Below are 24,741 nucleotides of genomic sequence, written 5' to 3'. Positions count from 1 at the left end.
AGATTTGGGGGAATTCGATATGGAAATGATTAAACGTCTGTTCTTTAAACATCTGGTTTTTAGCCAAAGCAATATTAAAAAAGTCATTCTGCTTATTGTGATTAATGGGCTGGGTATTGTCACGATGATTGGTTTACCAGTTGCCTTGATTATTGATGTACTGTTTGTCTTTTATAATCTTCAACGTGTTTATCAGCATCGGGCAACCATTAAAAAGGGCTGGAATTTTATTACCCTGCTCAATCGTTTGGCATTGGGTCTGATTGTTCTAGTCGGACTCGGTATATTCTTTGGCTCATAAGTTGATGATTTCATTACGTCAAACTATGACTTGGTCATAGTTTTAATCACTATCTTTTTATCAAACCTAAACTTACACTCTATGTATAATTTATATTGCGTATAACACCATGAACCAAAAGCAATTATTTGAAAAAATTCAGCGTATTCAACAACAGTTGATGCAAGGCTTAATTGAGCGTGAGCAAACCATTAAACTTGCCTTTCTTGCAACATTATCAGGTGAACACATTTTATTGATTGGCCCGCCTGGCACAGGCAAAAGTATGGTGGCTCGTCGCATCCATCTCATGTTTAAGCAAACACCCTATTTTGAGCGTTTACTGACCCGCTTTTCTGTACCTGAAGAATTGTTTGGTCCTCTTTCCATTAAAGCCTTAGAGCAAGATCAGTATACTCGTTTAACACAAGGCTATTTACCGCAAGCATCGATTGCCTTTTTAGATGAAATTTTTAAAGCCAATAGTGCCATTCTCAATGCTCTGCTCACTTTATTAAATGAACGTGAATTTGATAATGGGATTATTCGGGAAAAAGCGCCTCTACTTTCTGTGGTAGGTGCAAGTAATGAACTTCCTGAAAGTGAAGAATTGAGTGCTTTATTTGACCGCTTCTTGTTTCGTCAATATGTTGCCCCTGTCAGTCGGCAAGGTTTTAAACAACTCCTGACTTTAAAAAATAATGATCAAGATTTAAATATCGAACAGCTTAGTCTTGAAGAAGTACAGTTTATTCAAAACAATGCCAATCACATTGAGCTATCTGCCGAAGTGGTCAATTTTCTGGTTGAGTTAAGAAAATGGTGCCATGAAAATCAGATTCAGGTCTCTGATCGTCGTTGGCGTAAGATTGTTCACATGCTAAAAGTTTCTGCCTTTACCAATGGTCAAAGTACGGTTTCAATTTGGGATTGCTGGTTGGTTCAACATTGTATTTGGGAAAAACCAGAACAGGTTGAATTGGTTGCAGAAATGTATGAGCAGTATTGCGGCAAGGCGGTGATTAATGTTGATAATCTGGTCAAAGTCGTTGAAGTTTTGGAGAAAGAGGTCAGGAAACTGCCTAAACCAAACAATAATGTTCATAAGGCTTCTGATCAGCAGCCTAATCGCCCACAAACACCAACAAGTGATCTTATCGAAATCAATGCTCCTGTCTTTCCAGAAAGTGTAGCCGATGGAACAATTGCCACTTGGCATGTAAAAATCGAAGAAAGAGTAAGTAAAGATCAGGTTATTTGTGATATTGAAACAGACAAGGTTATTTTAGAAGTTGTTGCTCCATGTGATGGAATGATCTATGCCATTATTAAAGATGAAGGTGATATGGTTCTCTCAAACGAAGCTATTGCGGTATTGGCTTCTACTGATAATTTAAAAACAAAATCAAGTTCAACTCAAACATCAGCCAATAATGGTCCAAGAACAATTGGTGAGCTAATCAAGGCACAAATGAAATAATTAATTTTATAGGAGTGAACCGTACCGGGTTTGTCGGAGACTCAATATTCTGAGAGACTATTCCGATGAAAAAACCAAACTATACCCCCGAAATTAGAGAAAGAGCGGTTCAATTACTTATTGAATCTGAAAAAGATTATCCTTCTACTTGGGCAGCAATCACAGCTATTGCGCCTAAAATCGGTTGTACTCCTGAAACATTGCGTGTTTGGTATTTAAAGCATATGGATCAACTAAATCCTGCCAAAGTACAACAGATATCTGACCAAGAAAAAATGAAGCAAATGGAACGTGAAATTAAAGAATTAAAACGTGCCAATGAAATTCTACGTAAAGCAGCCGCTTTTTTCGCCCAGGCGGAGCTCGACCGCCCACACAAATAATGGTGGATTTTATCCATAATAATAAAGAGCTGTACGGAGTCGAGGCGATTTGTAGAATTTTACCGATCGCACCCTCAACCTATTACCGGACTCTAGATCTCTGCGAAAATCCAGAACATCGAGCAAAGCGAGATTTACATGACTTGCATCATGCTGAGGAGATTAAACGAATTTGGAAGGAAAGTTCAGGTCGGTATGGTGTACGTAAAGTCTGGCAAAAACTGAAACGTGAAGGCTATATTATTGCACGCTGTACTGTTGCTCGATTAATGAAAAAGCTAGGTATACAAGGTGTTTGGCGAGGTAAGAACAAACAAACCACCCGTAGCCGAGATGACCAAAAACGAGCAGATGATTTAGTGAAACGTAATTTTACTGCTGATCATCCTGACCAACTGTGGGTCAGTGACTTTACGTATATTCAAACTCATTCAGGCTGGGTCTATACCGCCTTTATTATTGATGTGTTCTCACGAGCAATTGTTGGCTGGAAAGTATCTACACGAATGAATACCGATATGGTGCTCGATGCATTAGAGCAAGCATTGCATGATCGAGGCATGCCAAAGAATGTGATTCATCATTCCGACAGAGGTGTTCAATATCTTTCCATTCGTTATACCCATCGTTTAGAAGCAGCAAATTTACGAGCATCAGTCGGTACGACTGGTGATTCATACGATAATGCTTTGGCTGAAACGGTGAATGGCTTATACAAAACAGAGGTGATTGAATATTTAAAAGCGGATTGGCAAGGTTTAGCGGATGTACAACTTGCGACACTAAACTGGGTAGATTGGTTCAATAAAGAGCGTGTACACAGTGCACTGGGTTATGTATCACCTTTTGAGTTTGAAGCAATGTACTATGATAAGATTAACCCGTTAGGTCAGGTGGCCTAACTTAAATAAAAAAGTCTCCGACAAACCCGGTACGGTTCAGAGAAATATAATGGGATGGTTTTCACAGGCTGTGAGAGCTGCAAATGTTGCTTCATCACAAAATTTTGGTGATAAAGCACAACGGTTAGCAGGAAGTTTAGCTAAACATTACTCAACGACATCTACTGATCAACAGACTTTACAATACATTGTTTTATTTATAGAAAGAGCAGAAAAAAAATATCCTAAAACACTTTATGGAAATCTACTGAATGCATTAATTTATGCTTACGATAGCCAACAAACAAAATACCCTGCTCATTTCTATATTGATAAAGCAATGGAATTTCTTGATAACCTAAATTCAAAAGTTACAGTACAAAAAAATCAATCCACAACAATCAACAAAAATCATAATCCACAATGGTTTAAGCAGAAATCCGAAGAAGTTGAAAATCATCTCAAGCACATTGCCTTAATGAAATTACAACTCACCAAAAACTTAAAAGATTTACAAAGTCAGAATGGTGGACATTTATGGATTGATACCGATTTTATTGAGCCTGCAACTGAAACTTTACAAGCAAGTCTTACACAGATTCAAGATTTGGAAAATCGCTTGCAAGTTTTGAAATTGAAATATCAAGATCATTTATAAGTTTAAGGATTGTGATGATGGCTGAAACCATTGCTGCTGATTATCTAGAAGACCAATATGCATTTTTGGATGACTGTCCACAGGAACTATTGGAGCATGTGATTTGCTCTACCGTAGGTACACTGGAACAGCGTAGCCGTACCATGCAGCAATGGTATAAATACCTCATGGCTGGAGAACTGCCGCCAAAACCCGATTGGCTACCCTCTTATATTTCAGAGAACGTTGAAAAACAGCTCAAGCAGGCAGATGTTGCCCGTTTTATGAAAGATCAGCATGAATTAACAGTACAGCTTTTACAGGATGTCATGCAAACATGGCATCTAGTTCAATATGAATATCAGCAACAACTTGCAGAATGGCAGGCGCAACAACGAGAAAAATTTAAAAACCTGAAACGTATAAATCAACCAATTGATGATACTGATTTTACAGATCATTTTGATTTTTCAGGTGAACTTGTAATCAATGAAGCATGGAATGACAAAGTTCAGGCTTGGAAAAAACTGGATGATGTGTTTGGCGATTTAAGCAATATGTTGGGTCGTGATGTTGATCTCACCAAAGGCATTTTAAAACATCAAAACTGGCGACATATTGAACGCCTACAGGAACTCCTCAAACGCATTGATGAGTTTAAAAAGATTGTGGATTCATTAGGTCGCCTACAAGAAAGCATAGATAACGATGAAGCACTCGAAAGTTTTTTTGAAAGTGTTTCCCGTGTTGTTGAAGAAATACAGGAAAAAGTTGTTCATTATATTCCTGAAGAAATGTCTGGAATTGAACGCAGTGGCAATATTGCCCGTATGTTGCCACAGGAAGCCTTATTCCTCGGACATCCACAATTAAAAATGCTATGGCATGCACGTCGCTATGAACAAGCCCTGCTTAGTTATCGGGTTCAAGGCACAGAGATTAGTAAAACTTGGGCAGAAATCAATGAACAAGTTGAAGTTCAAAAACCTCGCCCACGTTTTGATCGAGGACCTATTTTAGTGGTGTTGGATACTTCTGGCTCAATGAGTGGCGAACCTGAACTGGTCGCAAAAGCCCTCACCCTACAGGCAGCCAAAACTGCCCATGCTGAAAAACGACCTTGCTACTTATTTGCATTTAGTGGACGTGGTGACAAGATTGAATATGAACTCAAACTTAACCAATCAGGCATTCAAAACTTATTGGAGTTTTTAGGTTGTTCATTTAGCGGTGGAACTGACATTGAAACTGTAGAACATGCCATTCAAAGACTTGATCAAGAACAATGGAAAAAAGCAGATGTCATGATTGTCAGTGATGGACAATGGTCAGCTTCTTCCCATATCCGAACGATAGTCGAAAAATCCAAAAAAGATGGAACACGTTATCATGGTATTCAGGTTGGATATGCTGGTGGTGGCTTAGAGCAGCTCTGTAATTCCATCCATCATTTTGCCAGTTGGAGTAAACTACGTTAGACTAAAACAGACTTTAAAATGGGAATAAAAATCATGCTATTACAGGAAATCCAGCACCAATTTAAACAGAGCAAAGAACAGTTTAATGAAGATTTCCGTTTACGCATTCATCGTTCCCTCAGTTGGTTACAACAAGCTGAACAAGCACAACAGGCGCAGGATTTTGATTCTCAATTTATCTTTTTATGGATTGCCTTTAATGCAGCTTATGCCAAGGATTTAGGCGCAGGTATTCGTAGTGTAGATAAAGGACTATTCGTACAATTTATTTATCGAATTTGCCATTTAGATCAACAGCACCATATTTATGATTCGGTGTGGAATACCTTTTCAGGCAGTATCCGTATTATTCTGAACAATAAATTTACGTTTCAGCAATTTTGGGATTATCACAATGGGTTAATTACAGAAACTGAATGGCTAGAAAGTTTTGAACGTAATAAACAAAAAGCCCTAAATGCGCTCAGCCAAAAAGATACGCCTGAAATTTTGGTCGCTGTTTTTAATCACCTCTATACTTTGCGTAACCAGATTATTCACGGTGGTGCGACATTCAACAGTACTGTCAATCGTAGTCAACTTAAAGATGCCTGCACCATTCTGTTTACAATTATCCCTGAAATGCTACAGGTCATGCTGAATCATCCCAATGACAAAACTTGGGGTAAACCCTTTTACCCTGTGGTTAAATCCTAAAAAAAATATTGATTTAATTGATTAAACACTGCGACAAACTATGACCTAGTCAAAACTTGGCTGGGTTTTTCTGCCCCCAAAGTTTGATAAGCTCAATTATGTTCTCTAACCTGAGTTCGATGAAATCCACTTAGCTTTTAGCATATTTTGGAAAATTGGCTTATTGGGGTTCAAGCAATATGCCACTACAGCAGCCATGATATTCACCATGAAGTTATTCACCGAACGATGACGTGAATGTTCAAATTGATGTAAATTTTTTAATTTGTGTGATTCATTCTTCGATACCTACTATAATTTTCTCAGAGATCAATCAATATGGAACTAAAGATTACTACTGTAATCTGTAAGCGTCCGCTGAACACACCTTATGAATTCATCCTATAAGCCTTAATTTAGTCCCCACTGGCTTTGTTGCACAAACCTATCTGTAAAGGGTTTTTCAGCGATATAATTTTCAAATGAAGAAGCCTACACACAAAATCTACCGCTCAACCAATTGGCCCGCATATAACCGAGCACTCATGAGTCGCGGAAATATTGCCATTTGGTTTGATCCTGCTACGCAATGGTATGCGCCATCAAAAGGCAAACAAGGGCGAAATCAAACCTACTCCGACGCAGCCATCCAATGCTGCTTAATGATTAAATCCTTATTCCGTCTGTCTTTACGTATGGTCACTGGCTTTGTGCAAAGTCTGATTAAACTTTGCGGATTAAATTGGACCGCACCAGATTACAGTACGCTTTGTAGAAGACAGTAGAAGACAAAAGCATATTGATATTGCAATCAGCTACCAAAAAAAGTAGCGATGGGCTGCATCTACTCGTAGACTCTACAGGCATGAAGTTTCTAGGTGAGGGCGAATGGAAACGCAAGAAACATGGAGCTGAATATCGTCGCCAATGGCGTAAACTACATATTGGTATAGATGCCAAAACCCTACAAATACGCGCTATTCAGCTCACAACCAATAATGTCAGTGATTCACAGGTGCTTGGTGATTTACTTAATCAGATTCCACAAGATGAGCAGATTGACTCTGTTTATACCGATGGAGCTTATGACACCAAGCAATGCCGTCAGGTCATTGCAGATCGGCAAGCATATGCGGTGATTCCACCTAGAAAAAATGCGAAACCATGGAAAGATACAAAGAGTAGCTCGCTAGAGCGAAATGAATTACTTCGAACCGTTAAACGTTTAGGCAGGACATTATGGAAAAAATGGTCAGGCTATCATCGCCGCAGTTTGGTGGAAACCAAGATGCATTGCATCAAATTATTAGGCGATAAATTAATGGCAAGAAGCTTTCCTAGTCAGGTGAATGAAATTCATGCACGTGTAGCAGTCCTCAACAGATTTACGGAATTAGGTCGACCACTTACCCAAGTTACGCCTTAAATTTGGCTCAATTAGGGGCGCTTTGCATTTCAAATCTTTGTGCAACAAAGCCATTTATTAAATAGAGGGAGTGAATAATTTAGACCTTTTTATGGATTTGTAGTGTAATTGATTGAATAGTTAATCTTTTATAATTTTTTTGGAGGATATATGGGCTTACGAAAAATCAAGGTTGTTAAATATTCTGCTAATATAAGCAAAATTGATAAATTAGAAAATTTAGCAAAAAAAGGTGATATCTCAGCACAACTCGATGTTGGGCAAACCTACTTAGCAGAAGGAAAGTATAAGCAAGCACATTATTGGTTAACTAAATGTGCAGAACAAAAAAATGCTGTTGCTCAATTTCTATTAGGTCTTTTTTATAAAAATGGTACTAGTGTCAGTTTAGATAAAAAGATGGCTTTCAATTGGTTTAAAAAATCTGCTGAACAAGGGTATGCAGATGCTTTAATGGAAATAGCGATTTTCTACAAGAATGGTTGGTGTGTTGAAGCCAACTTTGAAAAAGCAATTGATTTAATTATTGAATCAGCTGAAAAAGGAAGTCATAAGGCTCAATTATATTTAGCTAGCTATTATCATTACACGAATAATAAAAATTTGTCCTTTGCTAAAGATTTGTATAATAAATCTGCTGATCAAGGGAATATCTATGCTGAAATTAGTTTGCTTAATTTAAGTGAGAGTAGTGATAAATTACTGACTAAATTGGCTCAGGTGGTGAATATTACGGAATGTATTAGCATCGGCGACATAGCTTTTAATTTAGCGCAAGCTCATTTGGAGGGTGATACCGTTGTTCCTAGCATAGAAGCTTGTGTTCATTGGACTAAGATAGCTGCGCAACTTGATTCCAAAGAGGCGCAACATAAACTTGGTATGTATTTTTTAACTGGTGAATTTGGCTTTGAAAAGGATACTAAACAAGCTTATGAATGGTTCTTAATAGCTGCTAAAAAAGGCCATGCTAGCTCTCAGTATCAATGTGGAAAAATATGCCTAGACTTTAAAGATTACGATAATGGTATTAGTTGGTTAAAAAAATCAGCAGACCAAGATGATCAATCAAGTCAACTTTATTTAGCTTCGATTTATAAGCTTGGACAATATGGTATTACTCCGAATGAGGAGGAGTCTCTAATTTGGAGCTTAAAATTAGCAGAACAGGGGAATTCTAAAGCTCAGTACTTATGCGCAAATATTTATCTTAAAAAAAATAATAATAAAGATGGTCTTTATTGGTTAACTCATGCTGCCCAAAATAACGTTGAAGCCGCTCAATATACATTAGCCACGTTTTATGTAAATGGAGACAAGGGCTTTAAACAAAATACCACAAAAGCGATTTATTGGGCTGAGAAAGCAGCAGAGCGGTCTTTTTTAAAGGCTCAAAAATTATGTAGTGAATTATATTTTAGATCTAATAATTACAAAAAAGCCCAATATTGGATGGAGAAATTGGCAGAATCAGGAGATGTGGATACCCAATATCAATTAGGAATTATGCTTATGACCAAGTTTGCTCAAAAGCAGGATCAAGTAAAGTCACTTTATTGGTTGGATAAGGCAGCAAATCAAGGGCATGCAGGTGCACAATATGAGATAGGGTGTAAATATCTTAAAGGCATCTATGTTGAAAAAGATTACGAGAAGGCTTTCAATTGGTTTGAAAAGTCTGCTGGGCTAGGTTTTCAATCAGCAATGCTTGAGCTAGGATTACTTTATAAAAAGGGGTCGGGGGTAGTTAAAGATTTAAATAAGTCACTATTTTGGATTGATAAAACCCTAAGTCATAAGCCTAGCCAGCCTAAGATAGAAAAAAAAGCTCAATTGGAAATGGCTATGATGTATGGTCTGTGTGTTGAAGAAGGCTTTAAAAATGATAAGTCTTTATATTGGCTAGAGAAATTAGTTGAATTTGGCGATCCAGATGCTGAGTGTGAGATGGGTAGATTGTATAAAAATGGAGTTGGATTTATTCAAGATATAAGTAAAGCTAAGCAACTCTTTAAAAGTTCTATGAGGAACGGTGGACTTTTAGGCGAAATTTATCTTGGTCAAATTCTAGATCCTATTAAAGATAGAATTGAGTTTGTTGAGATGCTTGAGCTGAAAAATCAGCTGACAGATGACACAGACTTAAAAGAATTAAACAATGTCATGATTTCAGCATTGAAAAGTTTAAATTGATTTCAAATCCTTTAAATTATTTGGTAAGCGTCCGCTGAACACACCTTATGAATTCATCCTATAAGCCTTAATTTAGTCCCCACTTAAAAACAAGTGGGGACTAAAATTTATGACTACAAATCACCAGACATCCATCGCATCTCTTGCGAAAAAAGTAAGCGTCCGCTGAACCCCATGCCTATTTTTTAATTCGGTTCAGGTTTCCAGCGGTGTGGTAGCAATTCTGTAAGCGTCCGCTGAACCCCATGCCTATTTTTTAATTTGAGTTGGATTTCCAGCGATGTGGTAGTAATTCTTCTATTTGGGTCGCTTTATGCGTCGGCAGCCTTTTCAGCACATCACTGAGATAGGCATACGGATCCAACCCATTCAGCTTTGCTGACTGGATTAAAGTCATGATGTTTGCCGCTCGCTGACCACTGCGCAGCGAACCTGCAAACAGCCAGTTCTTGCGCCCCAACGCCCAGGGACGCATCTGATTCTCGACCCAATTATTGCAAATAGGTAGATTGCCATCATCCAGATAGCGGCTTAAAGCTGGCCAACGCTTCAGAGTGTAATTGATGGCCTTGGCGGTGGGAGAACTCGATGGCACCGTCAGATAATGTTGGTTGAGCCATTCATACAGTTGTTGCATCACCGGTTGGCTGTGCTGTTGTTGGTATTCGCGGCGGTGTTCTGCTGTACTATCGGTCTTTTTCCTGAGTTCTGCTTCTATCGCATACAGTTTCTGAATCATCAGTAATGCCTGTTCAGCGATCTGACTTTTCCCAGTCACATGTAGCTCATGGAATTTACGACGTGCATGCGCCATGCAGCCCACCTCAATGACATCGCCTGATTTAAAGCGTGCTTTATAACCACTGTAATCATCACAGACCAGATGGCCCTGCCAGGCATTCAGGAACTCTTCTGCATGCTGACCTGAACGACTATCCTGAAAGTCATAGATCACCGCCTGAACTGGATTGTACTGTGTTGTGGCATAGGCCCAGACATAACCTTTCTTCGGTTTTTTCTCATCATCACCCATCCGCCTATTTAAGTGATGTGCTGAAAAGGCTGCCGACACATAAAGCGACCCAAATAGAAGAATTACTGCCACATCGCTGGAAATCCAACTCAAATTAAAAAATAGGCATGGGGTTCAGCGGACGCTTACGTTTAATTAAAGGGGTGAGTATGCCATTTTCTCCAGTCAGTGCTTGTCCTGACTGGAGTTGTTTTAAGGCTGTTTCAAAATCAAATGTAGTTGCCATAATGCATCATTCCTGTTTTTAACAGCTTAAGGAAATGACACAGTTTTTTGAACACTACCTGAAACGACCTCATTCGAGTCTAGACAAAATGACACCAAATGAGTTTTACTATGATCAGCTACCCCAACAAAACAAGGTGGCTTAACTAGAGCGGAATATCACTTATAAATACGCTTTTAGTTGTTCAAACAAGTGGGACCACCTCTATACCTTACTTAATTCTTAAAATAAAAGGGAGGCCATTCCCCATAATATTTCCGCTGTGATCAATGCGCCATTCATTGGTCACAGATAACTCTCTTGTTTCTATTTCAGCATTATAAAACTCACTTAGATAATGAAACCTCTGATTAGTTGAACCAACCCAATTTCTTACAGTTTCAATATTTTCTATCTCATATTCTCCATCAACAAGTACATCTGTCGCAGCAATAAGTTGAGTCGCTCCTCGGAATTTTGTTTCTGTTAATTCTTCTAGCAAGTATCCCGTAAACACCATAACAGACAAGTCTAATTGCTGTGCAAACTCGGCAATTTGTGATAAACCTTCTGCTTGTAAAAAAGGCTCCCCTCCTAACAAAGTGATACCTTCTATCTGATACATTTCTTTCGCAGCTTTAATCCCTGCCATCACTTCTTTAATTGGAACCAGTTCAGCTGGCTGTATTTTTAGGAACTGACCATTACAGCATCCCTTACATCGTTTTAGACAACCTTGCACCCAGATTGCTGTACGCAATCCAGGTCCTTCAGCTTCAGTTACCTCTATAATTTTTGCTAAATTTATCCAAGACATCTTATTGGCCTTTAGACAATATCAAAATCAAAAGACTTACCTGCCTGAATTACACGTATAGTTCTATTTTTAAGCTGATCAGCATATTGAACATGCCTAAATAAAAAATCTGCTAGTGGATCAAACAATTCCTTTGTTAATACATTTAACACACCACGACCCCCATGCTGTTTATTTACTTTTTCTACCAATGTCTGTAATGCTTTATCTTCATTTTCGAAAATAAAAGACTGGATTTTCCATTTTTCGATTAATCGGTTTTCCAAAGGCTTAAGTTTAGCTCTTGCAATATTCTTCAGAACATTGTCATCTTCCATGAAATTAAATGGAATAATATTTGCTTCACCAATACGTCCTAATAATTCAGGGCGCTTAAGTTCTTTCTTAAAGTGTGTTTGCACAGCAAGTTTGAATTGTTCAGCTACATTTTCAGGTGATGAAGGGACTATATCACTTGCACCAATATTCGATGTAAATACGATAAACGTATCTGAGAATGAAATTGTTTCACCTTTACCATCAGTCAATCGGCCATCCTCCAAAATCTGGAGAAATTTATCCAAAATTCGTGGGTGGGCTTTTTCAATTTCATCAAATAATAATAGCGAAAATGGTCGAGATTTTACTGCATTGGTCAGTTGTCCACCTTGCTCATAACCGACATAACCTGGAGGTGCTCCAACTAAGCGTTGATCGGCATGTTCATGATTAAATTCAGACATGTCAAAACGAATACATGCATCTTCATCTCCAAACAAAAACTCTGCCAATGCTTTTGCCAATTCAGTCTTACCTACACCTGTAGGTCCCACAAAAAAAAGTGCTCCTTTCGGAGTTTTTGCTTTTACTGAATGTTGCAATCCCGATAGGCCAGTATAAGCACGTATCAGAATTTTATTTACTGCATCAATTGCCTGATCTTGCCCTTTTACCCTTAGTTTTAACTTATTTTGGGTATCCTGTAATTTTTCATGATTAAGCTGCTCCCAAGGAGACTGACGCTTACCATATTGATAAAGTGATACCAAATTATTTATTGATAATGTTTCACTCTGTTGACGTGACAACCTTGCCATATTATAGATATCACGAATAGTTAAACCATCCGTCAAGGTAACAAAATCTCTCAACCCCTGGCTTGAAGGGCTAAGCTCTTCTTGAACTTGAAACACAAAGCTCAAAGAAGAAATTGCTTTTTCACGCTCACTAATACTTGGTAATGGAATATTTACTTCGCTAAATAAAGGATTATTTAAATAAAGGCTTGGTGGCAATACCGATGCACCAGAACAGATAAATATTAATAAACTTTGCGGCTTATTCATATCTGATGCGCTCATATTTAGGTCAGCATCACGGATACTTTTCGAGATTTGTTGCAACCATGACCTTTCTGCATCGCTTAAACTATTTACTTGCCCAAAAAGATAATTTGACCAATCAACAATAAAGGCAACTCTTAAATTAGATTTTAAAATGACCTGTTCTGCAACTGCAAAAAAGTCTTTTGGAGTAAGCTCAGTTTGACCAATATTTTGTTGTTGAGGATCTTGTGGACTAGACTCTCCCATATCATATTCATCCCCCTCAAAATCATCCTGTTGATGACCAATATTTTGTAAATCTGACCATTGCTGAGGAGTAATACCTGAAATACCTCCAACACGAGAATAATAAACAACGTGCTGAAACCCCTGCTTTTTTAATGTTTCAGTAATAATTTGATTAATAGATTTTAATTCCTGCATTGCAGAAAAAGATAAATCAATAATGTTACCGGAAATCACAATTGCACGGCGAATCAAGGATTGGCGTTCAAAATTATCTAACCATGAATTAATATATTCTGTTTGCATCTTTCTTTACTTCAATTATTTAATTAACGCTGGTGTACATTCTGGGGAGTGATCGGCTTCATTTCCTGATCTTCATCATCTGGATTAGACCAAATTACTCTTTCATCAGACAAATCAACCCCATAAATTTCTGACAAACGAGGCAGTACTTTAATCATATCGTCCTTGCAGGATTGTCCTCTGTAATTATCAAACTCATAGCGAACCTTGCCATCAAGTTCAATTTTGAACTTTGCCTGATTCCCTGAAGGACGCCTTGCTTGAATAATAACTATATCTTCTGTCTCATTTTTGGTGCGTTTAGGTTTTAAAACACTGAAACCAGCATGTTGAAGTGATTCATAAACAGCTTTTACCATTTCACGACGAATACTTTCATCTTCCATAGCTTTATCAGCCTTCTGAATCAAACTTTTAACTTGCTCAAAACTTGCTGTTGGCTGACTTAAAACCGCGCTCAAATCTTCATTTAATACTTGAGTTTCTGAAATAGGTAAATTTGCGTGTTTTACCTCTTCAGCTAATTGCTCAAGCATATTTTTCGTTGCTTCATGATTCGCTTCTTTTAAATCAGATTCTCGTTTCTTATTAGCCTTTTTTTCAGCTTCCTGTTTGATATGCAGCATTTCTCTTTGAATTTGCTCAACTGTATATTGGCTATTTTGAACAAATATTTTTTGTTTTAAGTTTGATAGTTCCTTGAGTGCTAAATTTCTTGAATATTTATCAGTCCAATCTGCCCAAATCTCCTGCCAAGCATGCTGTAACTTTTGATGTTCCTGACGCAAAATTTCTTGTTTTTCTCGTTCACGTTCTAATCTCTCATATTCCACATTCTCAGCTTCAACTCGTGCTAATTGTCTAGCAAGGCGTGGTAGTGTATGAATACGCTGCCCTACCTGAATACTTAGCTCACGAGCCTCAAAAGCATCTCTAGTCGCTATCGATCGAATATGAGTTAATTGTGCCTGTATCAACTGAATGTCTTCAAGTACATATTGAGAAAGACCTTGATGATTCAAATCATTCAAAATATTTTCATAACGTTCTACATACTGTAATGTTGTTTCCCTGACTCGTCGCTGAGCAATTTCTCTCTCTCTCTGCAAGCGATAACGTCTTTCATGGATAGCACTCATAAATTTCTCTCTTATATACTTAATTATTCTGAGTCTTTACATTAACTGACTTAGCTAAATTACAGAGACTATTATCACGGCTATACAATTTAGCGGAGTTTAAACGATGATATAATGCAACAGATAGAATCTGTTCATCATTACTTAGTCCGATATGGTTTTGGCTTTTGTTAATAAAATGACTTAATTCCAATCGACTTGGCTCTATATGTTCATTCGATAAATCTTTTATAGCTCTTATCGCCTCTCTCGCTTTATACGCTTTTTCTGGATCTTTACTTAATTTATTTCCTTCTAATTCAGTTATAACAATTTGAGGAATAATAACAAAATTATCTTTAATTATTTCTTTTACACGCTCACTAAAATCCATCAAATAACAAGAATCTAAAATCGCAACTGTCTTATTATCATCACGTTTAGGAGCAAAATGCTGTTCAACTTGTTGTCTTAACAAATTTAATCCAATGAATTGTTGATCTATTTTTTTACAACCTCTGATTAAATCAGGTAATTGCTGATTAATCTGTTCATAAGCCTCTAACCAATAATCAATTGCAGCAATATCTTTTACAGCAATCTTACTAATATCCATTTTTTGATGAGCAATAACCTGCTTAAGCAATTCTGGATGAATTCGACTTTTCAATTCTTTGTTTGCTTTAATGAAAGGTTCATATACAAAATCAAACTCTGTTTTAGAAGAAATACTTTTTTCAAAAGCTGAATCTAAAATTTGAATAAGTAATGCTGAGCTTAACCAGGTTTGTTTTAATGAAATATTAGGAAAAATTTTTCTAAAATAATTTAGATCCTCTATGGTTTCTAATGTTTGGATTTTTTCTTTCCATAAAATGTTTTGCAAGCCAACTTTATGGGTCTTTATCATTTCATCATGCAAACTATATGCTTGTTTTGCTGTTAATAGTGGAGCATGATCAATAAGCTGAGATTCCGATAAAAAGCTTCTCGCAAATACTAAGGGCTCTAATCGCTCAATATCAATAAGTTGCAGTACTCTAGTTTTTATTTTCTCCCATATTCCTAAATCTTTTAGTCTAACTTTTAAAGCTACTTTTCTAGGCTGTTTAGCATGATATATTTCTGTATTACCTTGAAATACAACGGAACTTTCAAGATTTTGATCTAAATATAATGCTTGAAAGCCTATGGCAGGTTTAAATAGCATTGGGACTGTTAAAGTTTTACCATTTAGCTTAGGTGTCGAGCAATGTTGAGACAAAATAATTTCATAACCTTGCACTATCTTATTTGGACTTTCATCCAAATACACACTCAGTTTTGCACTAGATAATTTCAACTCTTTATCTGGCAAACTTACATCAAGGACTTGTTGCCAATCTAATTTTGGTAAATCATTTTCCAACTTAGCAAAAACATGCGAAATAATTTGATCCCAAAGTAACTCTGGCTCAGCCTGTTTTAACCAATTCTTAAATTTAGCAATATCTTCACCCTTACCTTTACTTTCTAAATGAATATTTGCATTTGAATCCAAACCTATCTCTATTGGCAAATCCCGCCATAAGATACGTTCAACTTCATTTTCAATTTTACTAATATTTACATTAGGCTTTTTCCATACAAATGTCTTCTCATCAGCTTGTTGAACTATGTAATCAACTAATTGACCGATTTGACCTAAATTTGCAGAAAAAACGTCTTTAGATAAAGTTAAATTTTCATCTTTATTGTGACTAGTCCAATTATTTTTAGCTTTTACCAAACTTAGAAGCAACGGATCATAATGGCAAGTTATTGCTTCTACCTTAGGATTAGAAGGCATTTGATTTTTATAAAAAAGATCCCGACCAAGGTCTGTAACTTTAATATGGATTACTTTTATATCTTCCAAATAACCTGAGACTCTTTCAATTACATCATTATCAATAAGTGTTTCTAATGCATTTGCTATGAAATTTTGTTCGATCTTAAAAATCTCACAAATTTTCTCTAAATTGATCTGACCCAATTTTTCTTTATGCTGGATTGCCAATTTTAAAATTAACGCTTCAAAAGCAGTAGTTTTACGAATTGACTGATAATGGATAGCTGACTCTACTTTATAAATTGGTAGCCATACTTTAGTTTGAATCAATGAAGTATTCATTTACTTTCCAAAATTTAATTTTTTACGAATAGATCTCAATTAATTTGTGCATGCCTGCATAAACTCTTTTACTGAGCAAACACGAGCTTCTCGATCAAGACGATTAAAAATATCCTGATAAATTTTCTTCTTACTTGATCCTTCAGTATCCATGTTAGGTAAAATGACATCCCGCATTTCCAACATATTCCTTGCACCAAATACCATGAGTAAATTTTGAGCGCGTGACATAGCGACATTAATAAATTCAAACCTTGCTACATTGGCATTGGAAGAGCGACGATAAGTTTTTTCCTTACCATCATTACGCACTAAGCTAATTAGGATAATTGGCTTTTCCTTGCCTTGATAACGAATAACCGTATTAATTTCTACATCAATTGCATCAAACTTTAGGCTGCCGTGATTTACGCTTTTTATAGCCTCTCTGATTACACGACACTGTGCTTGATAGAATGAAACTACTCCTACTTTCTGCTTACCTTTGGAATCCTTGGCATTAAAACCTGCTTTTTTCATTTGCTCATTAATGTTTACTAGAGCATGTGCAATTAATTTAGCTTCAGTAGGGTTAGTACTACGTTCTTCATCTAGACAAGCCATTCCTTTCTCATCATATGACGTATCAATCCAAAGCAAATGATTGTCAGATGTTACTAAATCATTATATTTACTCTTAAGCGTCACAAAATGTTGCCGATCTTTATCGGGATTACCACAAACTAATTGACCTTCATAAAAATAGTTAATCATTTTCATAATTTGCGGATGCATACGAAACTGCACAGTTAAGCGTTCACGCAAACTTTCAGGTGCTTTTTCAAAAAGCTCTTTAAATAATGATGCTGTCACCATTTTTTCATAGCGCTTAAAGTTCTCTTTAGTCAGTAATGTATCAGTTGCACCTTCTTCAATTTCTTCATTTACCATGTCTTCAAAAGTATTAGAGGCATCCTGGCTTTCCTGAAACAAAGGTGGTAGTTGGCGATGGTCACCAACTAAAATTGCTTTACGAGCCCGCATGAGGGGCAATAATAATTCCAATGGTGTTGCTTTCGAGACCTCATCGATAATAACTACATCAAAACCATCAAGCCCGGCATCAGTTAAAGTTTGCTCTCTTTCATTGCAAGAAATTGCAACTAAATTACAATTAGCAGGATAGATTTCTTGCAACAATTCCCAGTCTTGGCTTGCCTGATCTTTCTCTTTAAGAATAGCTTGCCATTGCTCAAATAAAGGCAGCCAATCACTATTACGATCAGTCAAAATATTACATTCATCTTCCAAGTTTTTTATATGTTGTTTAGTGGCATCTATTGCCGATTGAAAATCAAATTCTTGGTTAAAGTTTTGTAGTTGAAGGCTCTCTAGTTGTTTATCTTTTAATGTGCGACAAAGATTAAGTTGTAGTTGATACTGCTCACGCAGAGCTTCTACTTGCGACTTCATTTGTCTTAATGTCTTGTCATTTGGCTCAGATGAAGTAAGACGATCTATTCTCTTATTCAAGCCAATTAAAACCCTTTCGAGTGTCTCCCCAAGCTCTTTCTTTATACGTTTAAAAACTTCAATACGTATGATTAAACTTTGTGAAAGTTCATTTGCATCATTTACACGCGTGAACCGTTCCGCATCAATGAATAATTTATAGCATGGATGTGTTAACCCATCAGAACATTGTTTTAACTCACTTAATTCTCGTCGTTTGCGTCTCCATATTCCGACTATCTCATCAGAATCATCTATTTCCATTTGATCAGCCAATAGACTGATTTCTTGATTTAAAGATTGAATTTTCAACTGTGTTTCAATACTGATCAAGCCCCCTACTCCAGCTTGATCTAAACGTTGAATATCATTATCAATTTGCTCTAAATTACCCTCAATTTGAAACCAAATATCAAAAAGTGCATTTAATATCAACATCTGAGATGCTGGATTAAATTTAAAATCATTCCAGCTAAATGGAATGTTTACCTTAGCCTCAATCATCGAAAACAATATTTCTGCTAAAGCGTGGGTTTCTTGGGGCAATTGTGCAGATAGAGGAGCTGGGCCCTTTTGGCTTAAAAAGTCACGCAACTGAACCAATTCTTGTTTCAGTCGTAATGTCTCATCATATTGTTGTGATTCTTCATCAAATTTCTGCTGCTCAAATTTCAATAATTCAGCATGCTGAATACCATCCTCTTTGATACTTAATAATTTTTTCTCAGCATTCTGAATATCTAACGACAAAAATTCAGCTTGATCTACCCATAGTTTTAACTTGTCAATAATACTTTTTTTGTCACGTAATGGCTTCAAAAATCGAAGATCAAGATCTTCAGCTAAAGCATCATAATGCCGAGCAAGCGCCTGCTCACCAGCAAATTGTTTGCCATCATCTGTAATTTTGCTACGCCCACGACTTTCTTTTGCTAATCGTATCGCACGTAATTCAGGTTTATTTTTAATACGTGACAAAGCATTATCAATCGCATCATGGGCCTGACTTGCAAGCAAAACTGTTTGCCCTTCTTTTGCGAATTGAAGAATAGCTTCAGCAATGACTGTAGTCTTTCCTGTACCCGGTGGCCCCTGAATCAGACATAGATCAGGAGCTGATAACATTTTTTTTACAGCACTTTGCTGAGCCTCATTTAATTGTTCATTGTACCAATAATCAACCTCATTAATATGAAGAGGTTCCTTTGCTTGAGTAATATCAAACAAATAACTAGATAAATATGGCGAATAACAATTCTCATTCTGTTTCAAATTACGAATGCTACGCTCTTGGCGCTTGATAAGTGCCCAATCTCCTACTAAAGAAAATGAAATAAAGCCTTGATCGGGTATATTTTTAATAAATCCATTCAAGACTTCTTGATTATTAAATAATGTTTCTTCATCGTTTGATTCAGTATCAATTGAGTCTAACTTATTCTTCCAATCTTCACTTATATCTACCCTCAACCATGCATAGGCAGCTTGCTGAAATGGAAACTCTGCTTCTTGCATGATCTGTCGCTGATTTGAACTTAAGTTTGTGAAACTAATAAACTCAAGAACCTTTTTTCCACGAGTTATCTGACCTAGTTCTAAACTAGATTTCGGTGTTTTTTTATCATTATCAAGTTCTGGAAGTGCGAATGTCCAATCATTTACCGAAATATTCAAGTCAAATAGCTGCAAATTTTGACGTAAAAAGCCTCTCCTTGCTTTTTCTAAATAGGCAGCATCTTGAGCGGTAACTAATAGTCTCAACTGACTATTTTTGTGGTCATAATCGTATGCTATATAACGTAAACCTACAGTTTTCTGACGAATCAAACGCCGTTTAAACTGCAAAAAAGAATTCCAATTTTCAAGCCTTTCACTTGTCAAAACAGAAATTTTAGGTAAATCATTTGCAAGTTGACGATTTAGGACATTAGGAATGTTACGATCTGGAAATTTATCACCATCGAGCCGTTGATAGCTACACTCAATCTCGTGTTCATATTCAGTAGGTTCATCATCATTATGTGTAATCATAATTTTTTCTGGAGTGAACCAAGGTGAATTTGTAGTCATGTTCCAATATCCAATTACAGCAAAGGAACTATGAACATCAAGATAATCACTAAATTCTGGATGCGCAGGGATACGTAATGAAAGATTAATTTTTTGAAAAGATTTGTCTTCTAAAGATAAATTTGCTACATAACCTATAGTTTCTAAACTGGGAAAAAAAAGATTCAAGAAATGTTCTACTTTATCTTTAGTTCCTTCAAATAGTTTTGCTAACTCTGGTTTAAACTTTAGAATATGATCTAAATTTCTCTTTAAACGTTGATTAACATGATCTTGATTAGATACTTTCCAAAATAGTGTTGCAGACATTAATTTATAACCTAGTTAGATATTAAATTTGTACTAATGAAATTTGCTTCTTTGAATCGGAATTTAATTGATAGTGTTCAAAAATCTTTGGGCATTTAATATCTGGTTCATTTAAAGAACCTGTAGAATAATATCCAGCCCCTAAACATCCTCCATTACAAACCTTTTTATACCGACAACTATTGCAGATTGGATGATCTATTTCATGCGCAGATATATTCAAATGATTGAACCCTGAAAGAATGCTGTGTATATCCTGATTTTTAAGATTTCCAGATGGTTTTTTTTCATAACAGGTACATGCAAGCACATCTAAATTTGGATATATATATATTTTTGAAGTACCACTTCCACAGTTCTTTATTACTTTCGATTGCACATGAGAAAGCATTTCATCACTTACCCCATCCAGAGATAAAAAATCGTACATTTTCTGAATATTAATTATATTTTCAACATCTATTTTTTTTACATTTTCAACAATCTGATTCCATTCATCATTATTTAAATAATCAAAATTCTCATTACTAGCTTCACCCGAGTATGAAACCCTCTTAATATTCCAAACATTCACATAATTTTTTAAATCATTGTATAAATTTTTAAAATCATATAAAAAATTTAAATTAGAAACTGTAGTCGAAACAATAATTTCAGTATTTTTATATGATTTGCAAATTTTAATATTATTTAAAGTTTTTTGATAATTGCCTTTACCACGTATTTCATTATGAACAGATTCAGCCCCATCAATTGAAAACTGTATTCTAATTTTATTATTTTCAATGATATCTGTAAATTTTTTAGTAGAAAAATATTTATTAGTACCATTTGTATTAATAGTTACCTTTTTAAATTTTTCACATGCCTTCTGTAAGAAATAACTAAAGTTTTTATGAACGGTTGGTTCACCGCCTGAAATAATAAAATTAGATGTACTCCAATATTGTTTCAATCTATCAATAACAAGATCATAATCATCGATTGAAAGGCTATTACCTAAATTATAACCATAATCTCTTATACAAAAAGAACAAGATAAATTGCATTTCTTGGTCACAATTAAATATATTTGCTTCATTAAATTTTCCTAATCTATCAAATCAATTCAATTTTACTATATTGATTTCTATACATTTTAATAAAATTAGAATAATTTACAGAAGTATTCTTTTCACCAAATAATTTATTCAATTCAATTATTAATTCCTCAATGACTGATTTATATTTATTTTCATCTAAGTTATAAATATTTTTTTGCATATAACTCCCCATTTTTTGGTTTATATATTCATTTAAAAAATTATGAATATTGGGTGGTGTCAAACCAAAAGCAATATGCAATGAACTTTGATCCTCTGTTGTTTGGGTATAATGCCAAAATCCTTTTGGAACAATTAAAAAGTCACCTTCCTCAAGAAGAATTGTTTCGATAATAACACCATCCGAATCTAAGTTAGGCTTGGTAGAGTAATTTATTTTTTCAACATTATCTTCTTTAAAATTTTTAATAATATGCCATTTTTTTTGTCCATGAATTTGAATTACCAATACATCATGCTGATCAAAATGCAAGTTAATACCTTTATTATTACGATATGTATAATATAAATTGGCAGTAACTTTAGCATTTAAGCCATAAGATAAATCATAACAGAACGATCTGACATTTTGATTAAATAAGTCAACTTTATCCATTATTAAAGTATCCCCTTTAGCCAGTCTATATAGTATACTTTTAAGGGATAATTTAGTTTCCAAATTATTTAAATGCTTATTGTTTGTTTTTTCAATAATATCCAACCTAGAAGTTGTATTTTTATAATTATTTAATCTTACATAGGGATATACTAAATTTTGATAATTAAGATCATCATTCATTTTCTCTAAACTATATATAGATTGATAGTTTTCATCAAATTGAAATTTCACAACTTCATTACTATTCAGAAAATCTATTAAGACAGATATATCCTTTTCAGTTAACATATTATTTCAACACCATTACTACTTAATTTATTTAAAATAAAGCCTTCAAGATTTAAGTTAACACAATGCTTAATATCTATTATTTTTAGATTACTTAATTGCAATAAACCTTCTGGCAAACGATTAATATCAGTAACAGCCACATTCAAATATTCCAAATCCTTTAATCCAAGAATCTCTTTTGGGAATTCTGATATTGGATTCATACCAATATTCAAATATTTAACATTTTTAAAATAATCCAGCCATTTAAAATCACTCAATCGATTATTAAACAATGCTATACTTTCAATATTATTATAATTAAAATCATTTCCACATATAATTTTCTCTATGCAGTTTTTTGAAAAATTTACTCGTTTCACATTTTTTGGAAAATTATCAAAAATCAATTCCTTTATTTTATTTGCTGAAAAGTTAACTAATTTTAGATTAATAAAATTACTCAATTCAGGTGTTTTTGAAATCAAACAAGATTTAAAGTATAGTTTCTCCAATCTATTATTTATAATTTTCCCGTAATCAAATTCACTTAAATCTACTCTATTACAAATAATATTCTTTTGAGAGGAAAGCCTCAAAATTTGATTTAATATTCTGTAAGAATCGATTCCACTTGAATTTAAAAGATTAGAGAATCCATCAAAACTACATGTCAAATTTAATGTTTCTTCATTATAAATTAAAGGAGATTTCTGATTTATATGAGATAAACTTAATATTTCTTTATGAAGCAAATCATCCACAATACTTTTATTTTTAATATTTAGCACACAATCTTTAATTTCATTTAAATTCAGGTTAAATTTTGACAATTTTTTCGGAAATATCTCTATATACTTATTGTCAATTTTTAAATAATAATAAATTTGTTTAACTATGATTGAGTCTTTATCAATATACTCATCATAAACACCAAATAAAAATACTATTATCCTCTGATTTTTTATAAATTTTTTTTTCAGAAATTCTTCCCACTCTATATTTAATTCTTCTTCCCCAAATACATTAATAAATAAAATAACTAGTTCGTCAGAAGTATTTATTTCTAACTTAATCGTTGATACTTCTACAGCTTCAATATTAAAAAATTGAGATACTGCCTGTGCCAACCCACTCGCAGTAATCGAATTACTATTATAGATAATCATAAAACGGACTTCCAAGTTAGCCAATGTATTTCATTGGCTAACTATGTATGCTACTTAGTCCCCTTCATACCATTGACCAAACATTGCATTTAAATCTTGCTCAAGCTTTTCACGCTCATTAATATCAATTGTTGCACTGTTAACACATGCTAATTTAGATGCTAATTGCTGTACTTCTTCGATATTCAATTTGTCATCTTGAATTTCCATAGAGCCCTCTCTTAAAGTATTCTTAAGTTATTTTGAATATTTCTATTACTAGAAATATAAACATAAATATCCATCAAAAAAACATAAAAATCAATAGCACTTAAGACTTATTTTTACCTTAAGTTCAAGTGCGCAGACCAATAGTTCTTAAGAATTCAGTTATGACTTCTTGCCCGTTGTGCTAGATACCAGGTTATTCAGTGAGGTGAACCGTACTGGGTTTGTCGGAGACTTTTTTATTTAAGTTAGGCCACCTGACCTAACGGATTAATTTTATCATAGTACATTGCTTCAAAATCAAAAGGTGATACATAACCCAGTGCACTGTGTACACGCTCTTTATTGAACCAATCTACCCAGTTTAGTGTCGCAAGTTGTACATCCGCTAAACCTTGCCAATCCGCTTTTAAATATTCAATCACCTCTGTTTTGTATAAGCCATTCACCGTTTCAGCCAAAGCATTATCGTATGAATCACCGGTCGTACCGACTGATGCTCGTAAATTTGCTGCTTCTAAACGATTGGTATAACGAATGGAAAGATATTGCACGCCTCTGTCACTATGATGAATCACGTTCTTTGGCATGCCTCGATCATGCAATGCTTGCTCCAGTGCATCGAGCACCATATCTGTATTCATACGTGTTGATACTTTCCATCCAACAATTGCTCGTGAGAACACATCAATAATAAATGCAGTATAAACCCAGCCTGAATGAGTTTGAATATACGTGAAGTCAGCGACCTGAGAAGCATTGCTTCGCAAGGGTCAGGATGAGCAGCACTAAAATTGCGTTTCACCAAGTCATCTGCTCGTTTTTGATCCTCTCGGCTACGGGTAGTTTGTTTATTCTTACCACGCCAAACACCTTGTATACCTAGTTTTTGCATCAATCGAGCAACTGT

16 protein-coding genes, 7 pseudogenes and 1 other annotated feature are annotated in these 24,741 nt (G+C 35.1%); of the genes and pseudogenes, 10 read left to right on the top strand and 13 right to left on the bottom strand.

The window, feature by feature from the left end; all coding sequences use genetic code 11:
* The first annotated feature begins 19 nt into the window (after positions 1-19).
* From HX743_RS01990 to HX743_RS01960, 7 genes and pseudogenes are all read left to right on the top strand, one after another.
* Complete coding sequence (locus tag HX743_RS01990; RefSeq protein ID WP_178318368.1) at positions 20-301, top strand: hypothetical protein; 282 nt, start codon at positions 20-22, stop codon at positions 299-301.
* Between the two features lie 109 nt (positions 302-410).
* Positions 411-1,262 (top strand): annotated as a pseudogene (locus tag HX743_RS16320) (AAA family ATPase); the annotation flags it as partial.
* 174 nt (positions 1,263-1,436) lie between these two features.
* Positions 1,437-1,652, top strand: a pseudogene (locus HX743_RS16315) (biotin/lipoyl-containing protein); the annotation flags it as partial.
* Between the two features lie 173 nt (positions 1,653-1,825).
* Positions 1,826-3,045 (top strand): IS3 family transposase gene (locus HX743_RS01975; RefSeq protein ID WP_178318367.1). Its coding sequence is split into 2 segments (ribosomal slippage): positions 1,826-2,102 and positions 2,102-3,045, totalling 1,221 coding nucleotides; the frame shifts between segments, so codons are not numbered across the junction.
* Positions 2,101-2,217 (top strand) — a sequence feature (AL1L pseudoknot). It overlaps the preceding gene by 117 nt.
* Before the next feature lie 49 nt (positions 3,046-3,094).
* The gene (locus HX743_RS01970) at positions 3,095-3,682 is read left to right on the top strand and encodes a hypothetical protein (RefSeq protein WP_178318366.1); all 588 of its coding nucleotides are present in this window, start codon (positions 3,095-3,097) and stop codon (positions 3,680-3,682) included.
* Positions 3,683-3,699: 17 nt separating this feature from the next.
* Positions 3,700-5,139 carry a VWA domain-containing protein gene (locus tag HX743_RS01965; RefSeq protein WP_178318365.1) on the top strand — a complete coding sequence of 480 codons (1,440 nt, stop codon included), beginning with the start codon at positions 3,700-3,702 and terminating at the stop codon, positions 5,137-5,139.
* A 33-nt stretch (positions 5,140-5,172) separates the two neighbouring features.
* Positions 5,173-5,835 (top strand): HEPN domain-containing protein, encoded by a 663-nt coding sequence (locus HX743_RS01960; protein ID WP_005157496.1) that lies wholly within the window; start codon positions 5,173-5,175, stop codon positions 5,833-5,835.
* Positions 5,836-5,940: 105 nt separating this feature from the next.
* On the opposite strand, the pseudogene HX743_RS16250 reads toward HX743_RS01960, so the two are convergent.
* Positions 5,941-6,102 (bottom strand): annotated as a pseudogene (locus HX743_RS16250) (IS982 family transposase); the annotation flags it as partial.
* A gap of 194 nt (positions 6,103-6,296) precedes the next feature.
* Here HX743_RS16250 and HX743_RS01955 point away from each other — a divergent pair.
* Positions 6,297-7,240: pseudogene (locus HX743_RS01955) on the top strand (IS5-like element IS17 family transposase).
* A gap of 150 nt (positions 7,241-7,390) precedes the next feature.
* The gene (locus tag HX743_RS01950; RefSeq protein WP_178318364.1) at positions 7,391-9,433 is read left to right on the top strand and encodes a tetratricopeptide repeat protein; all 2,043 of its coding nucleotides are present in this window, start codon (positions 7,391-7,393) and stop codon (positions 9,431-9,433) included.
* Positions 9,434-9,689: 256 nt separating this feature from the next.
* Here HX743_RS01950 and HX743_RS01945 read toward each other — a convergent pair.
* Positions 9,690-10,469 (bottom strand): annotated as a pseudogene (locus HX743_RS01945) (IS66 family transposase); the annotation flags it as partial.
* On the opposite strand from HX743_RS01945, the pseudogene HX743_RS01940 reads away from it, so the two are divergent.
* A pseudogene (locus HX743_RS01940) lies at positions 10,463-10,564 on the top strand (transposase domain-containing protein); the annotation flags it as partial. The pseudogenes HX743_RS01945 and HX743_RS01940 sit on opposite strands and share 7 nt — an antisense overlap.
* On the opposite strand, the gene HX743_RS16310 reads toward HX743_RS01940, so the two are convergent.
* The 11 genes and pseudogenes from HX743_RS16310 to HX743_RS01890 all read right to left on the bottom strand — a co-directional run.
* Entirely contained in the window at positions 10,561-10,692 is a 132-nt protein-coding gene (locus tag HX743_RS16310) for a hypothetical protein (protein ID WP_256732297.1), read from the bottom strand. The pseudogene HX743_RS01940 and the gene HX743_RS16310 sit on opposite strands and share 4 nt — an antisense overlap.
* Positions 10,693-10,903: 211 nt before the next feature.
* Positions 10,904-11,488: a 4Fe-4S single cluster domain-containing protein gene (locus HX743_RS01935; protein WP_178318363.1), complete on the bottom strand. Its 585-nt coding sequence runs from the start codon at positions 11,486-11,488 to the stop codon at positions 10,904-10,906.
* Between the two features lie 11 nt (positions 11,489-11,499).
* Complete coding sequence (locus HX743_RS01930; protein WP_178318362.1) at positions 11,500-13,344, bottom strand: AAA family ATPase; 1,845 nt, start codon at positions 13,342-13,344, stop codon at positions 11,500-11,502.
* 23 nt (positions 13,345-13,367) lie between these two features.
* Positions 13,368-14,483, bottom strand: a complete 1,116-nt coding sequence (locus HX743_RS01925; RefSeq protein WP_104794866.1) for a hypothetical protein — start codon at positions 14,481-14,483, stop codon at positions 13,368-13,370.
* Positions 14,484-14,502: 19 nt separating this feature from the next.
* Positions 14,503-16,614, bottom strand: a complete 2,112-nt coding sequence (locus tag HX743_RS01920) for a PIN domain-containing protein (RefSeq protein ID WP_178318361.1) — start codon at positions 16,612-16,614, stop codon at positions 14,503-14,505.
* Between the two features lie 39 nt (positions 16,615-16,653).
* Positions 16,654-20,484 (bottom strand): ATP-binding protein, encoded by a 3,831-nt coding sequence (locus HX743_RS01915; protein ID WP_178318360.1) that lies wholly within the window; start codon positions 20,482-20,484, stop codon positions 16,654-16,656.
* 22 nt (positions 20,485-20,506) lie between these two features.
* Complete coding sequence (locus HX743_RS01910; protein ID WP_178318359.1) at positions 20,507-21,565, bottom strand: radical SAM/SPASM domain-containing protein; 1,059 nt, start codon at positions 21,563-21,565, stop codon at positions 20,507-20,509.
* Between the two features lie 17 nt (positions 21,566-21,582).
* On the bottom strand, positions 21,583-22,473 hold the full coding sequence (locus HX743_RS01905) for a JmjC domain-containing protein (RefSeq protein WP_120366293.1): 891 nt from the start codon (positions 22,471-22,473) through the stop codon (positions 21,583-21,585).
* A complete protein-coding gene (locus tag HX743_RS01900) occupies positions 22,467-23,624 on the bottom strand; it encodes a leucine-rich repeat domain-containing protein (protein WP_178318358.1) in 1,158 nt (385 codons plus the stop codon). Before HX743_RS01900 ends, HX743_RS01905 begins: the two co-directional genes overlap by 7 nt.
* Before the next feature lie 54 nt (positions 23,625-23,678).
* Entirely contained in the window at positions 23,679-23,834 is a 156-nt protein-coding gene (locus HX743_RS01895) for a hypothetical protein (RefSeq protein ID WP_171327147.1), read from the bottom strand.
* Positions 23,835-24,079: 245 nt separating this feature from the next.
* Positions 24,080-24,741 (bottom strand): annotated as a pseudogene (locus HX743_RS01890) (IS3 family transposase); the annotation flags it as partial.

This window comes from Acinetobacter sp. Swhac1, from assembly GCF_013390985.1.
GTDB lineage: Bacteria > Pseudomonadota > Gammaproteobacteria > Pseudomonadales > Moraxellaceae > Acinetobacter > Acinetobacter towneri.
This window is presented reverse-complemented; position numbering and strand designations above follow the sequence as displayed.

Bases quoted from the DNA above. Each gene is read 5' to 3' on its own strand.
- HX743_RS01990 (WP_178318368.1), top strand. From the start codon at position 20: ATGGAAATGATTAAACGTCTGTTCTTTAAACATCTGGTTTTTAGCCAA.
- HX743_RS01970 (WP_178318366.1), top strand. From the start codon at position 3,095: ATGGGATGGTTTTCACAGGCTGTGAGAGCTGCAAATGTTGCTTCATCA.
- HX743_RS01965 (WP_178318365.1), top strand. From the start codon at position 3,700: ATGGCTGAAACCATTGCTGCTGATTATCTAGAAGACCAATATGCATTT.
- HX743_RS01960 (WP_005157496.1), top strand. From the start codon at position 5,173: ATGCTATTACAGGAAATCCAGCACCAATTTAAACAGAGCAAAGAACAG.
- HX743_RS01950 (WP_178318364.1), top strand. From the start codon at position 7,391: ATGGGCTTACGAAAAATCAAGGTTGTTAAATATTCTGCTAATATAAGC.
- HX743_RS16310 (WP_256732297.1), bottom strand. From the start codon at position 10,692: ATGGCAACTACATTTGATTTTGAAACAGCCTTAAAACAACTCCAGTCA.
- HX743_RS01935 (WP_178318363.1), bottom strand. From the start codon at position 11,488: ATGTCTTGGATAAATTTAGCAAAAATTATAGAGGTAACTGAAGCTGAA.
- HX743_RS01930 (WP_178318362.1), bottom strand. From the start codon at position 13,344: ATGCAAACAGAATATATTAATTCATGGTTAGATAATTTTGAACGCCAA.
- HX743_RS01925 (WP_104794866.1), bottom strand. From the start codon at position 14,483: ATGAGTGCTATCCATGAAAGACGTTATCGCTTGCAGAGAGAGAGAGAA.
- HX743_RS01920 (WP_178318361.1), bottom strand. From the start codon at position 16,614: ATGAATACTTCATTGATTCAAACTAAAGTATGGCTACCAATTTATAAA.
- HX743_RS01915 (WP_178318360.1), bottom strand. From the start codon at position 20,484: ATGTCTGCAACACTATTTTGGAAAGTATCTAATCAAGATCATGTTAAT.
- HX743_RS01910 (WP_178318359.1), bottom strand. From the start codon at position 21,565: ATGAAGCAAATATATTTAATTGTGACCAAGAAATGCAATTTATCTTGT.
- HX743_RS01905 (WP_120366293.1), bottom strand. From the start codon at position 22,473: ATGTTAACTGAAAAGGATATATCTGTCTTAATAGATTTTCTGAATAGT.
- HX743_RS01900 (WP_178318358.1), bottom strand. From the start codon at position 23,624: ATGATTATCTATAATAGTAATTCGATTACTGCGAGTGGGTTGGCACAG.
- HX743_RS01895 (WP_171327147.1), bottom strand. From the start codon at position 23,834: ATGGAAATTCAAGATGACAAATTGAATATCGAAGAAGTACAGCAATTA.